Consider the following 13,727-nt stretch of genomic DNA (forward strand, 5'->3'; position numbering starts at 1 on the left):
CCGACCAGGGCCGCCCGGCACATCAAGAATCCCCGCCACCGCCGGGCGGCCCTCATCCACGCTGCACGTAACCAAGGAGAACCGCCTTGATACGCCCCGCCGCAGGAGTGCTCGCCGCCACCCTGGCCGTGACGCTCCTGCCCGCCCTCCCCGCCGCGGCCGCCGCCCGGCCTCCGGCCCCGCCCTCGGACGCGAAACTGGCCGCCGAGCCGGCGCGGCACGATCTGACCCGGGAGCAGTTCTACTTCGTCCTCCCGGACCGGTTCGCGAACGGCGACCCGCGCAACGACCGGGGCGGCCTGACCGGCACCCGGCTGGAGACGGGCCTGGACCCGACGGACAAGGGCTTCTACCAGGGCGGCGACCTCAAGGGCCTGACCGACCGGCTCGACTACATCCAGGGCCTCGGCACCACGGCCATCTGGCTGGCGCCGATCTTCAAGAACCAGCCGGTGCAGGGCAAGGGCGACGACGTCTCGGCCGGCTACCACGGTTACTGGATCACCGACTTCACCCAGGTCGATCCCCACTTCGGCACCAACGCCGACCTGGAGCGGCTGATCGACAAGGCGCACGGGAAGGGGATGAAGGTCTTCTTCGACGTCATCACCAACCACACGGCCGATGTCATCGACCACCGGGAGGCCTCCTCCTCGTACCTCTCCAAGGGGGCCTTCCCGTACCTGACCAAGGACGGCGTGCCCTTCGACGACGCCGACCATGCCGACGCGCGGCGGAAGTTCCCGAAGACCGACGCCGAATCGTTCCCGCTCACGCCCTTCGTCCCCGCCGGCAAGCAGAACGCCAAGGTCCCCTCCTGGCTGAACGACCCGACGATGTACCACAACCGGGGCGATTCCACCTTCGCCGGGGAATCCTCCGAGCAGGGCGACTTCTTCGGTCTCGACGACCTGTGGACCGAGCGCCCCGAGGTCGTGAGCGGGATGGAGAAGATCTACGAGAAGTGGGTCAAGGACTTCCGCATCGACGGCTTCCGCATCGACACGGTCAAGCACGTCAACACCGGGTTTTGGACCCAGTGGGCCACCGCCCTCGACAAGTACGCCGCCCAGCGCGGGCGCGAGGACTTCTTCATGTTCGGCGAGGTCTACTCCGCCGACACCGCCGTCACCTCCCCGTACGTGACGCGGGGGCGACTCGACGCCACCCTCGACTTCCCGCTCCAGGACGCGATCCGCTCGTACGCCTCCCAGGGCGCGGCGGCCGGCCGCCTCGGCTCCGTCCTCGGTGACGACTACCGCTACACCACCGACAAGGCGAACGCGTACGAGCAGGTCACCTTCCTCGGCAACCACGACATGGGCCGCTTCGGGACCTTCCTGAAGCAGGACCGGCCGGGGGCGGGGGAGCGCGAACTGCTCGACCGGTACCGGCTGGCCAACGAGCTGATGTTCCTCTCCCGGGGCAACCCGGTGATCTACTCGGGCGACGAGCAGGGCTTCACCGGCGCCGGCGGCGACAAGGACGCGCGCCAGCCGCTGTTCGCCTCCCGGGTCGCCGACTACCTGGACGACGACCAGCTCGGCACCGACCGCACCCACGCGAGCGACGCTTACGATCCGGAGCACCCGCTCTACAAGCAGATCAGTGCTCTCTCGAAGCTGACCAAGGCCCACCCGGCCCTGCGTGACGGCGTCCAGAGCGAGCGCCTGGCCGACGCCTCCGTCTACGCCTTCGCCCGTACCGACACCCGCGGTGACATTGGCGGGCGCACCGAATACCTGGTCGCCGCCAACAACGGCAGCGAGTCCAAGGCCGTGGAGATCGACGCCCCGGCCGGCGCCCAGTACCGCACCCTGTACGGCGGCACCGCACTGATCCGCGCCTCGGCGGCCGGCAAGCTCACCGTCGTCGTCCCCGCCCTCGGCTCGGTGGTCCTCCAGGGCGTCACCCCGCTCGCCGCGCCCACCGCCAACCCCGCTCTGACCCTCAAGGCCCCGGCCCCCGGAGCCACCGGCACCGTCGAGCTCACCGCCGAGGTCACGGGAGGCGGCCTGAACCGCGTCGTCTTCGCCGCCCAGACCGGCGACGAGAAGTGGCAGGTGCTCGGTTCGGCCGACCACGCCCCGTACAAGGTCACCCAGCACATCACCGCCCCGGCCGGCACGCCCCTGCGCTACAAGGCCGTCGTCATCGACGCCGCCGGCCGCACCGCGAGCGCCCTCGCCGCGTCCGCCGCCGGACAGGCCCCGGCGCCCGAGACTCCCACCGCCACCCAGCGCGACTACGCCGTCGTCCACTACAACCGCCCCGACGGCGACTACACGAACTGGCGGCTGTACGCCTGGGGCGACATCGCCGAGGGCGAGGCGACCCCCTGGCCGGCCGGACACGACTTCACCGGCCGCGACGCCTATGGCGCGTTCGCCTACGTCAAGCTCAAGCCCGGCGCCTCCTCGGTCGGCTACCTCGTCATCGACAAGGACGGCACCAAGGACGTCGCCGCCGACCGCGCCATCGACGTGACCAGGACCGGCGAGATCTGGCTGGAGCAGGGCAAGGAACCCGCCCGCACCGACCGCCCCGCCTACCCGCCGCAGGACCAGGCCAAGGCCGTCCTGCACTACCAGCGCGCCGACGGCGCCTACGACGGCTGGGGCCTGCACGTCTGGACCGGCGCCGCGACCCCCACCGACTGGTCCAAGCCGCTGGCTCCCGCCCGCACCGACGCCTACGGCGCGGTCTACGAGGTCCCGCTCGCCGCCGGCGCGACCAGCCTCAGCTACATCCTCCACAAGGGCGACGAGAAGGACCTCCCCTCCGACCAGTCCCTCGACCTCAAGGCCACCGGCCACGAGGTCTGGATGCTGGGCGGCCGGGCCTCCTACCTCCTCCCGCAGCCCGCCGGCTCCTCCGCCGCCCTGGACCTCACCAAGGCCCAGGCTGTCTGGATCGACCGCGACACCCTCGCCTGGAACGCCCCGGCGGCAGCGGCCTCGGTCCAGCTCCTCGCCTCCCGCGAGGGCACCGTCAAGGCCGAGAACGGCACCCTGACCGGCGCGGACACGGCGCGGTGGCTGCGCCTGGCCAAGTCCGAGCTCACCGAGGCCCAGAAGAGCAAGTTCCCGCACCTGGCCTCGTACACCGCCTACACCATCGACCCCCGCGACCGCGACCGCGTCCGCGAGGCCCCGCGCGGCCAGCTCGTCGCGAGCGCCCGGGCCGCGAACGGCGCCGTCCTGGCCGCCACCGGCGTCCAGCTGGCCGGCGTACTGGACGACCTGTACGCGAACGACGCGGCACTGGGCCCCGTCTTCAAGGACGGCCGCCCCACCCTCTCCGTCTGGGCCCCCACCGCCCAGCAGGTCTCCCTCGAACTCGACGGCCGCACCGTCGCCATGCGCCGCGACGACACCACCGGCGTCTGGTCGGTGCGCGGTGAACGCGGCTGGACCGGCAAGCCCTACCGCTACGCCGTCACCGTCTGGGCCCCGAGCGCCGGGCGGATCGTCCGCAACCTGGTCACCGACCCGTACTCCACGGCGCTGACCACGGATTCCACGCACAGCCTGGCCGTCGACCTGGCCGACCCCAAGCTCGCCCCGCCCGGCTGGCGCGACCTGCGCAAGCCCGCCGCCGTGCCCTTCACCTCGGCGCAGATCCAGGAGCTGCACATCCGCGACTTCTCGGTCGCGGACCGCACGAGCAAGCACCCCGGCCAGTACCGGGCCTTCACCGACGCGGACTCGGCCGGCATGGAGCACCTGCGCGCGCTGGCCGCCTCCGGCACCTCGTACGTCCACCTCCTGCCGGCCTTCGACATCGGCACCATCCCGGAGAAGGCGGCGGACCGCACCGAGCCCGCCTGCGACCTCAAGGTCTACGCGCCCGACTCCGAGGAACAGCAGGCGTGCGTGGCCGCGGCCGCGGCGAAGGACGCGTACAACTGGGGCTACGACCCGCTGCACTACACCGTGCCCGAGGGCTCGTACGCGAGCGACCCGAACGGCACCGCCCGCACCGTCGAGTTCCGCGAGATGGTCCAGTCGCTGAACGGCGCCGGACTGCGCACCGTCATGGACGTGGTCTACAACCACACGGTGGCGTCCGGCCAGTCGGACAAGTCCGTCCTGGACCGGATCGTGCCCGGCTACTACCAGCGCCTGCTCGCCGACGGCAGCGTGGCCACCTCCACGTGCTGCTCCAACACCGCGCCCGAGAACGCCATGATGGGCCGTCTCGTCGTGGACTCGATCGTCACCTGGGCCAAGGAGTACAAGGTCGACGGCTTCCGCTTCGACCTCATGGGGCACCACCCGAAGGCCAACATCCTGGCCGTGCGCTCCGCCCTGGACGCCCTGACCGTCGAGAAGGACGGGGTGGACGGCAAGAAGATCGTCCTCTACGGGGAGGGCTGGAACTTCGGCGAGGTCGCCGACGACGCCCGCTTCGTCCAGGCCACGCAGAAGAACATGGCCGGCACCGGCATCGCCACCTTCTCCGACCGGGCCCGCGACGCGGTCCGCGGCGGCGGCCCCTTCGACGAGGACCCGCGCGTGCAGGGCTTCGCCTCCGGCCTGTTCACGGCCCCGAACTCCTCGCCCGCCAACGGCACCCCGGAGCAGCAGCGGGCCCGTCTGCTGCACTCCCAGGACCTCATCAAGGTCGGCCTGTCCGGCAATCTCGCCTCGTACGTGTTCACGGACACCGCCGGCCGCCGGATCAAGGGCTCCGAGCTGGACTACAACGGCGCCCCGGCCGGGTACGCGGCGGCGCCGGGCGACGCCCTCGCCTACGCGGACGCCCACGACAACGAGTCTCTCTACGACGCCCTGACGTACAAGCTCCCGCAGGGCACGACGGAGGCCGACAAGGCCCGCATGCAGGTCCTGGCGATGGCGGTGAGCACCCTCTCGCAGGGGCCGTCCCTGTCCCAGGCCGGCACGGACCTGCTCCGCTCGAAGTCCCTGGACCGCAACTCGTACGACAGCGGCGACTGGTTCAACGCCATCCACTGGGACTGCGGCGACGGGAACGGCAACGGCAACGGCTTCGGCCGAGGCCTGCCGCCGGCGGCCGACAACAAGGCGAAGTGGCCGTACGCGAAGCCGCTCCTCACCGGACCGGTCCCGAGCTGCGCGGACACCACGGGCACCGCGGCCGCCTACCGCGACCTGCTCAGGATCCGTACGACGGAACCCGCCTTCGCCCTCACCACGGCGCAGGCGGTCCAGGCGAACCTGGCCTTCCCGCTGTCGGGGAGGGACGAGACCCCGGGCGTGATCACCATGACCCTGGGAGACCTGGTGGTGGTCTTCAACTCCACCCCCGCCGCCCAGCCCCAGCGGCTCCCGGACCTCGCGGGGCGCGGCTACGCCCTGCACCCCGTCCAGGCGGGCGGTCCCGACCCGGCGGTGAAGCGGTCCGCGTACGACGCGAAGACGGGAGAGTTCACCGTGCCCGCCCGCACGGTCGCGGTGTTCAAGCGCTCCTGACCTGAAGGGAAGAGGTGAAGCGGCGGTGCCGGCCATGGTCCGGCACCGCCGCTTCCTCATTCCCCCACGTGCGTCAGACGTCGAGGCGGCGCTCCAGCAGGATCACGCCGTAGACCTTTCCGTCCTTGCCCTGCTTGGACGGATATTCGCCGACGATCCGGTACCCCGCGCCCTGGTAGTACGCGAGCAGCCGCGGGTTGGTGGCGACGCAGTCCAGCCGGGCCCGCTCCCGCCCGGTCCGGGCGATCCGCCACTCGGCGTGGCCGAGTATGCGCCGTCCCGCGCCGGCGGGCGCCGCCTCCCGCTCCACCATCAGCCGGTGCACATAGCCCGCGACCGGCGGCTGGACGCCCCAGGCCTCCTCGTCGGACCACCAGAGCTCGTACGCCCCGACGACCCGCCCGTCGGGGTCCTCGGCGAGCCACACCTCACCGTCGCGCATCCTCGCGCGGAAGTGCGCCGTGTCCTTCTCGCCCGGCTTCCACTGGGCGATGGCGTTGGCCCGCATCCACCGGGCGGCCCGGTCGTACAGCTTCACCAGCGTGCCGGCGTCCTTCTCCTCGGCGTGCCGGAACAACATCCCGTCGTCAATGATCACGCGGGAATTATCACGCGGGCCCCGGTACGAGCGCCGCCAGCCGTCCGACCAGCACCCCGAAGGGGCCGTCGGCGGGCTCGTCGGCCAGGACCCGTACGAGAATCCCGGCCATCTCCTCGTCGTACGCGGCGCTCACGGCGGCCAGCGCGGCGAAGTCGTGCACGAGCTGCAACTCCAGCTCGGCCCGCGGGATCTCCCGCCCGTCCAGCCAGATCAGCGCGGTGGACTCGGCGAGCGACACCCACGACCGCACGACGAGCGCGAGCCGCGCGGGCGGCCGCTCGATGCCGAGGTGCGTGAGGATCTGCTCGTACGCCGCCTGCCGGACCTCGTCGATCATCGCGTTGGTCCGGCTGCTTCCGGCGGCCGGACCGCCCCGCATCAGCGCCGAGAACCCGGGGCCGTGGTCGTCGACGAACGCGAAGAACCGCCCCATGACCCGCAGCAAGCGGGCCCCGAGCGGCCCCTCCTGGGGCTCGACGAACCGCAGCGCCAGCTCATCGGCCGCCCGCCGCAGAGCGGCCTCGTACAGGCTCAGCTTGCCGGGGAAGTAGTGGTAGACGAGCGGCCTGGATATGCCGGCCGCCGCCGCGATCTCGTCGATCGACACATCGTCGGGCGACCGGTGGCTGAACAGCTCCAGGGCCACCCCGATCAGCTGCTGCCGCCGCTCCTCGACACCCATCCTGCGTCGCACTCCGGTTGTCATGCGGACACCCTACTTCGCCCCCTCCCGGGGGAGGTTCAAAGGTCCAGCACCAGATGGTCCGACGACGCGCGCGAGACGCACAGCAGCATGGAGTCCTCGCGTTCGGCGTCCGTGAGCAGTTGGTCCCGGTGATCCACCTCACCTGCCAGGACACGGTGTTGGCAGGTTCCGCAGAAACCCTGCTGGCAGCTGTACGGGGTGTTGGGGAGCTCCCGGCGGACGGCTGCCAGGGTGGTTTCGTCCGCGCCGACCTCGATGGTGCGGCCCGTTCGGCGCAGGGTCACCGTGAAGGGGTTCGCCGCTCCGGTTCCGGTTCCGGCCCCGGCCCCGGTTCCGGTTCCGGCCCCGGTTCCCGGCGCCGGCGTGAAGCGCTCCAGGTGGACCACCGACGGGTCCGGGGCCGCCGCCAGCACCGCGGCCATCAGCGGTTCCGGGCCGCAGCAGTAGACCGGCGTGCCCGGCCGGGCCCCGGTGAGCGGGGCCAGGTCGGGCAGGCCCGTCTCGTCCTCCGGGAGGATCGTGACCCGGTCGCCGTAGGCGGCGAGTTCGGGGAGGAACGGCATCGAGGCACGGGAGCGGCCCCCGTACAGCAGGGTCCAGTCCGCGCCCGCCGTCGTGGCCGCCCGGAGCATCGGGAGGATCGGGGTGATGCCGATGCCGCCCGCGACGAAGACGTACGAGGTGGCCGGCGCGAGGGCGAAACGGTTGCGCGGCGGCCGGAGTTCGAGTTCCGCGCCCTCCACCAGCCGCGCGTGCGCCTCGCGGGAGCCGCCGCGGCCGTCCTCGACCAGCCGGATCGCGATCGTGTAGCGGCCCGCCGCGCCCGGGTCGCCGCACAGCGAGTACTGGCGTACCAGGCCCGACGGCAGGACGACGTCCACGTGCGCGCCCGGGGTCCACGCCGGCAGGTCCGGGGACTCCAGCACCAGCCGCACGACCCCCTCGGCGGGTTCCGTACGGGACACGATCCGGGCCCGCAGGAGCCGGCGCGGCGAATGACCCGACACCGGGGTCTCCAGCGCCGGGAGGGGCCACAGCGGGGAGCGGCCGATGCGCCGCCGCAGGGCGCGCCGGGTCAGGAGCGCGGCACCCGCCACCGCCGTCACCGTCAGGGCGCGCCTCATGCCGTCACCCCGCCGTTGGCGCCGGGGGAGGCGGCCAGGTAGGCCACCGCCTGGGCCGTCGAGCCCTCCTGCGAGGGGTGGTACGTACGGGAGAGGTACGTGGGGATGGACCGGAGCATCGCGCCCGTGGAGGGCAGGGTGCCCTGCTGGCCCGCCCGGAAGAACTGGCCCAGCGAGGCCTTGGCGGCGGGCAGTTCCGGGTCGTTCTCCAGGAAGAACCGGGCGCCGCGCTGCCACAGGAAGACCAGCGCCGCGAAGGCCGTGGCCCAGGTCCGGGCCCTGCGCCGGTAGGTCCCGTCCACGTGCATGAAGAGGTCGAAGGCCACCGAACGGTGCTCGACCTCCTCGGCGCCGTGCCAGCGCAGCAGGTCCAGCATCATCGGGTCCGCGCCGCGCCGGTCCAGCTCGTCGGCGTTCAGTACCCAGTCGCCCAGGAACGCCGTGTAGTGCTCTATGGCCGCGATCATCGCGACCCGCTCCATGAGCCACCACCTGCGCGCCTTGCCCGGCGGCAGCGTCCGGTCGCCGAGCAGCTTCTCGAACAGCCAGTCCACCTGGGCCGTGTACGGGGTCGGGTCCAGGCCGAGCCGCTTCAGGTGGGGCAGCACGTCGTCGTGCGCGGCGGCGTGCATCGCCTCCTGGCCGATGAACCCGATGACGTCCGCGCGCAGCCGGTCGTCCGTGATGTACGGGAGCACCTGCTTGTAGACGTGGACGAACCAGCGCTCACCGGCGGGCAGCAGCAGGTGCAGCACGTTGATGGTGTGCCCGGCGAACGGATCGGAGGGCAGCCAGTGGAGCGGGGTGTCCTCCCAGTCGAAGGACACGTTCCGCGCCTTGAGGTCTATGTGTTCCGACGCCACGGGGGCGGGCATGAGCGGCGTATTAGACATGGCGTCAATGTACTGATGGGTAGAGCCGAGGAGAACCCCTCTGCACGGAGGAGCTAGCGGAGCACCCCCGCCTTGGAGCCGTCGGTCAGCTTGCCGGTCAGATCGACCTGCGCGCCCTCCGGCGCCTTCACCGCCAGCCGGTTGCTGTTCGCCGCGCCGCTCACCCCGCCGCCCGACACCGACAAGGAGGCGAACTGCGCGCTGCCCGCCGCCAGCACGTACCACTGGCCGGCCCGCGACTTCCACAGCACGCCCGCCAGCACCCGGGGCTCCCGCGGCCCGCACGCCGGCGAGCCCTCCGCCTTCGCCGCCTGCGCCGCCACCGGTGCGCCCGGGGCCAGGAACTGGGCCTGCACCCGGTCCGCCGTACCCTGCCAGGTCTCCGCCCGGGAGCACAGCCACGTCGCGGTGCCGTCGCCCCCGGGCAGCGGCTGCTTCGCGTACGTCCAGGCGTTGACCGAGCGGACCCCGTGCGAGCGTACCGACGGCAGCAGGCACGCGGTCCGCGACCACTCAACGAGCTCCGCCGCCTCCGTCACATCGCGCTCGGCGCCCGGCGCTCCCGAGGTCAGCCGCGCCGGCGTCAGCTCGCCCAGGTCCGTGACCAGCCGGGTCGCGCCGTCACCCGTCAGGGCCAGGGCGTTCCAGCTGGTACAGCTGCCCGCCGGGGCGGGGCTACCGACCGGCGGAGTGACCCCGTCCGGGGTCAGCTTCAGCGCCGCCGGGGACTCGCCGGGCTTGAGCAGGTCCCGCAGGGCAGCGCGCGTGACCCAGGGCGCCGTCAGATAGCGGACGTTGCCGTCGACCCGGCTGAGGACCAGCGCGGTCGCGGTGTCCGCCGACGCCCCGTCGGTCCGGGCGAAGTCGAGGCCGACCAGGCCGGTCCCCGACAGCGGTTCGGCGTACCGGACCACGCGCAGCCCGTCGTACAGCAGGACCACGACGGCCTGGTCCACGACGCCGGCGAACAGCAGCTGCGGCGGCCCCATCGGCGGACCGGACGGCGTGCCCGGGCTGGCCGAGACGACCACGGACGAGCCGGGCCGGGCCCACACCGCCAGCGCCCGGCGCAGCAGTTCCGCGTCCCCGGCGCGGTCGCCGCGGGCCGGCCACGCGGAGAAGCCGGTACGGGAGGAGGTGCGCCAGAGCCCCGGCGGGACCCGCGTCAGCTTCCCGGGGTCCAGGGCCTGCTGCGCCGCGGCGTTCAGCGCGTACGGCGGGGCCGCCGCCCCGTCCGACCCCCAGCCCCCGTCGGGCAGCGCGAGCAGCGCCCCGCAGACGGCGAGGGCGGCCCCGGCGGCCAGCCCGGCCCGCAGGAAGCGGCGGCGCCGCAGCAGGTCGGTGGGCCGGGCCTGGAGTACGCAGGGGTCGAACTCGGGGGAGGCGAGCAGGGCGTCGCTCGCCGCGTCCCCGGATTCCGCGACCGCGAAGGCGGGATCCGCGACCCCGGCCTGCCCCAGTACGCGCAGCACCTCCCGCTCCGGCAGCCGCTCCAGCGCGCGCAGCACGCAGGCCGCCCGGCCGGGCCCGGAGAGGGTGGCCAGCCACTGGTCCAGGGCCAGCTCCTCGGCCCCGCCGGAGCGCGGGAACAGCCGCAGCCCCCACACCTGGGGCAGCAGCGGCGGCAGCTGCCCGCGCAGGGGCAGGGCCCGGAAGGTCAGCGGAACCCCCGCCTCCAGCGCGGTGCGCAGCACCCGCAGCCGGACGTACGCGTATCCGGACTCGGCTCCCTCCGCCTCACCGCGCGCGGCCGGGACCCCGCCCCGCACGGGGGCGGGGCCGGCGCCCCGCCGACGCCGGGGCAGGGCCCGCTGGGTCAGCGAATGGGCGGTGAGCACCCGCCGGTTGCGGCCGAGGGCGGGCGGCAGCACCAGGTAGGCGAGCCGCACCAGCCGCGGGTAGTGCTCGACGATGGCGGCCTCGGCCTGCTCGACGTCGGGCGGCACGGGAGACGAAGGGCGGGTGGCGGTATCCGGGGCAGTCACGTTCAGCAGAACGAGCGAATCGTCGGATGGTCACCCGTCCCCGGTACGCGGGCCCCGGGGGGCCGTCGGTCGACTCGTCGGTCGACTCGTCGGTCAGGCCGTCAGGCCGTCAGGCGGGCGCGCAGGGCCTCGACCGTCTCGTCGGAGACGCCCAGGCCCTCGCGTACGTACTTCTCCATCGAGCCGTACCGCGTGCTGACCTCCTCCAGCGCCGCCTCCAGGTACGAGGGGAACACCCCGATCAGCGCCAGCGCGAGCTCCGGGTCGCCGCCGGCCGCCGTGAAGCCCTCGATCATCGGGGCGAAGGCCTGCCTGACCGCCGGGTTGACGGAGAGGTACTCGGCCATCAGGGTCTCGTCGTCGGCGCCGAGCAGCGACAGGATGACGGTCGCGGCCCAGCCCGTACGGTCCTTGCCGGCCGTGCAGTGGAACAGCACCGGGCCCGAGTCCGGGTCGGCCACCTCGGTGAGCAGCAGCCGGTACGCGGCCTGCGCCGAGCCGGAGAGCACGAAGGACCGGTAGATGTCGGCGAACATGGCCGCCGCCCTGCCGCCGCCCAGGTGCTCCTCGGCGACCGCCGGATCGGACAGCAGGTCCTTGAGCTGGGCGGCGGCGGGCACCGTGTCAGTACCCATCTTGTCCGCGAGGACGTCACCGACCAGCAGGCGGGCCCCGTCCGGCACCCGGTCGGGGTGGGCGGTGCGCTCCATGGCGGTGCGGAAGTCGATGACGGTGCGGATCCCCAGCGAGGCCACCGCCGGATCGGCGCCCGGGTCGAGCCGGTCGAGCTGGCCGGAGCGCAGGACGAGACCGGGGCGCACGGTGCGGCCACCGGAGAGGGGGGTACCGCCGAGGTCGCGGAAATTGGCGACGGTGGTGGAGGGGACGGCGGTCATCTGGCAGCTCCAGCGGTCGCGGTATGCGGGGTGACGCGTGTCATCTATATGATTTTCGGATGTTTCGCTCCGGAAAGGTAATCGAGGGCCACCGAAAGGCCGACGCCCAGCCCCAGAGCCACGAGATGGCCCGCGTCCGTGAAGGTCCGCCCGCGCTTCACCACGGGGGCGGCGGCGAGCGCCAGCAGCCCCACCCGTGCGGTGGTGCGCACCGCTCCGCGCGGTAGCGCCGAGGTCAGCGCTCCGAGTACGGCGTTGAATCCGTAGCTGGTGCCCACGTCCAGGGCCCGCCGGGTCCGGGCGTCGGATGTCCCGCGCAGGGCGCCGTAGACGAGGAGCGACGCCGTGGCGTGGCCGAAGAGGAACACCGCGGCGGTCCACCAGGCCCCGTACGCGTACTCGGCGTATCCGAGGACCGCGACCAGCAGCAGCGCGTACGCCAGCGGCATCGGCTCCTCGACGACGAAAGCGCTGCTCAGCAGCGTCTCCCAGCGCCCGGCGGCGAGGTTGTCGACATTGGTCGAGCAGCCGCGCAGCACCCGCTCGCGCTCGTCCCCGCCCAGCCGCTCCAGGGCGAACGCGCCGAGCTGGACCCCGCCCGCGTACACCGCACCCAGTGGTGGTGCCCATGGCAATGAATTCACCCGACCATGATCGGATACGGCCCTCCTGCGGGCACCACCGGACCCCGTGGGACCATGTTCCGGCCATGCCTGAAAGCCTTGCGCCTCTGCGCGCCATACGTGCCGCGATGTTCGCGGCGGTGTGTGTCGCGCTGGCCGCGGTGGGGCATTCGGCCATGTCCGGCGTGGATGTCCCCCTCACAGGGCTTCTGGCCGCCTTCGGGGTGACCGGGGTGCTGGCCTGGCTCGGCGCCGGCCGGCGGCGCGGCCCGCTCGGCATCACGGCGGCACTGCTCGCCGTACAAGGCGTCCTACACCTCGTCTTCTCCGCCACCCAGGCGCCCCCCGAGGCGACGACGGCCCCGCCGGGGCACCACCACACGCGGGGCGTGGCTGCGCCGGGCGTGGACGTGCCGGGAATGTCCGTGCCGGGCATGGCTGTACCGGAGTTGGCCGTGCCTGTTCCGGGGGAGGGCGTGCCGGAGCTGCCTGTGCCGGGCGTGCGCGTACCGGGGATGTCCGTGCCGGACATGGCTGCGCCGGAGTTGGCCGTGCCGGGCGTGGGCGTGCCGGAGTTGCCTGTGCCGGGCATGGCTATGCCGGAGTTGGCCGTGCCGGGTGTGGGCGTGCCGGAGTTGCCTGTGCCGGGCGTGGGCGTGCCGGGGATGTCCGTGCCGGGCATGGCTGTACCGGAGTTGGCCGTGCCGGGTGTGGGCGTGCCGGAGCTGCCTGTGCCGGGCGTGGGCGTGCCGGGGATGTCCATGCCGGACATGGCTGCACCGGAGTTGGCCGTGCCGGGCGTGGGCGTACCGGAGATGTCCGTGCCGGGCATGGCTGTGCCGGAGTTGGCTGTGCCGGAGTTGGCCGCCTCGGCGCCCGCGATGCCAGGCGTGCATGACATGGCGGGTATGGCCGGGCTGGAGGACATGGCCGGCGTAGCCGGGCACGGCGGCCTCGGGATGATCGCCGCCCACGTGCTCGCCGGCCTGTTCTGCGCCATCTGGCTGGCCTGGGGCGAGGCCGCCGTCTTCCGGCTGGCCGGAGCCCTCGGAGCGGCCGCGCTGCTCGCCGCCCGGCCGCTCTCCCGGGCGCTCGCGCTGGTACGGACACACGTGGCCCCCGTACCGCCGCGGCCCGCGTTCCGCCGGACGTACGTACGGCCGCGCCGACTGCGCGGGGCCGTGCACGCCCATGCCGTCGTGAGGCGAGGTCCGCCCGGGCGCCGTGACACCCGAGCCACGGCCCCCGGCCTTCCTGCCCGCGCCTGATCGGCGCGTCTCCCTCCACGACGGGGGAGGGCGAGACCTGGGGCCGGTCACCCATGTCTTCGCCAATCCTTAGGACCAGCATGTCCCTTGACGCCAGTCAGGCCGTCCGCACCGCGGACCCCGACGCCCCCAAGCCCAACACCACCCCCGCTGCCGCCAACACCAGCGCGCCCGC

At 73.2% G+C, this 13,727-nt stretch carries 9 protein-coding genes; 2 read left to right on the forward strand and 7 right to left on the reverse strand.

Translation table 11 applies throughout. From position 1 onward, the window contains the following. The first annotated feature begins 86 nt into the window (after window positions 1-86). On the forward strand, window positions 87-5,456 hold the full coding sequence (pulA, locus tag MTF65_RS09965) for a pullulanase-type alpha-1,6-glucosidase (RefSeq protein ID WP_243628170.1): 5,370 nt from the start codon (window positions 87-89) through the stop codon (window positions 5,454-5,456). 73 nt (window positions 5,457-5,529) lie between these two features. Here the strand turns inward: pulA and MTF65_RS09970 are convergent, their stop codons facing one another. The 7 genes from MTF65_RS09970 to MTF65_RS10000 all read right to left on the reverse strand — a co-directional run bounded on the left by MTF65_RS09970 (window position 5,530) and on the right by MTF65_RS10000 (window position 12,305). Then, window positions 5,530-6,054, reverse strand: a complete 525-nt coding sequence (locus MTF65_RS09970) for a GNAT family N-acetyltransferase (protein WP_243628171.1) — start codon at window positions 6,052-6,054, stop codon at window positions 5,530-5,532. 10 nt (window positions 6,055-6,064) lie between these two features. Continuing rightward, window positions 6,065-6,763 carry a TetR/AcrR family transcriptional regulator gene (locus MTF65_RS09975; RefSeq protein ID WP_243628172.1) on the reverse strand — a complete coding sequence of 233 codons (699 nt, stop codon included), beginning with the start codon at window positions 6,761-6,763 and terminating at the stop codon, window positions 6,065-6,067. A 35-nt stretch (window positions 6,764-6,798) separates the two neighbouring features. After that, window positions 6,799-7,887, reverse strand: coding sequence for a PDR/VanB family oxidoreductase (locus tag MTF65_RS09980; protein WP_243628173.1), 1,089 nt, complete (start codon window positions 7,885-7,887; stop codon window positions 6,799-6,801). Further along, on the reverse strand, window positions 7,884-8,780 hold the full coding sequence (locus MTF65_RS09985; RefSeq protein ID WP_243628174.1) for a metal-dependent hydrolase: 897 nt from the start codon (window positions 8,778-8,780) through the stop codon (window positions 7,884-7,886). Before MTF65_RS09985 ends, MTF65_RS09980 begins: the two co-directional genes overlap by 4 nt. A gap of 53 nt (window positions 8,781-8,833) precedes the next feature. After that, on the reverse strand, window positions 8,834-10,765 hold the full coding sequence (locus MTF65_RS09990) for a hypothetical protein (protein ID WP_374207193.1): 1,932 nt from the start codon (window positions 10,763-10,765) through the stop codon (window positions 8,834-8,836). A gap of 101 nt (window positions 10,766-10,866) precedes the next feature. Continuing rightward, entirely contained in the window at window positions 10,867-11,661 is a 795-nt protein-coding gene (locus MTF65_RS09995) for a tyrosine-protein phosphatase (RefSeq protein WP_243628175.1), read from the reverse strand. A gap of 44 nt (window positions 11,662-11,705) precedes the next feature. Then, on the reverse strand, window positions 11,706-12,305 hold the full coding sequence (locus MTF65_RS10000) for a rhomboid-like protein (RefSeq protein ID WP_243628177.1): 600 nt from the start codon (window positions 12,303-12,305) through the stop codon (window positions 11,706-11,708). 65 nt (window positions 12,306-12,370) lie between these two features. On the opposite strand from MTF65_RS10000, the gene MTF65_RS10005 reads away from it, so the two are divergent. After that, entirely contained in the window at window positions 12,371-13,552 is a 1,182-nt protein-coding gene (locus tag MTF65_RS10005; RefSeq protein WP_243628179.1) for a hypothetical protein, read from the forward strand. Window positions 13,553-13,727: the final 175 nt, after the last annotated feature.

Source organism: Streptomyces sp. APSN-46.1, assembly GCF_022815725.1.
Classification (GTDB): Bacteria; Actinomycetota; Actinomycetes; order Streptomycetales; family Streptomycetaceae; genus Streptomyces.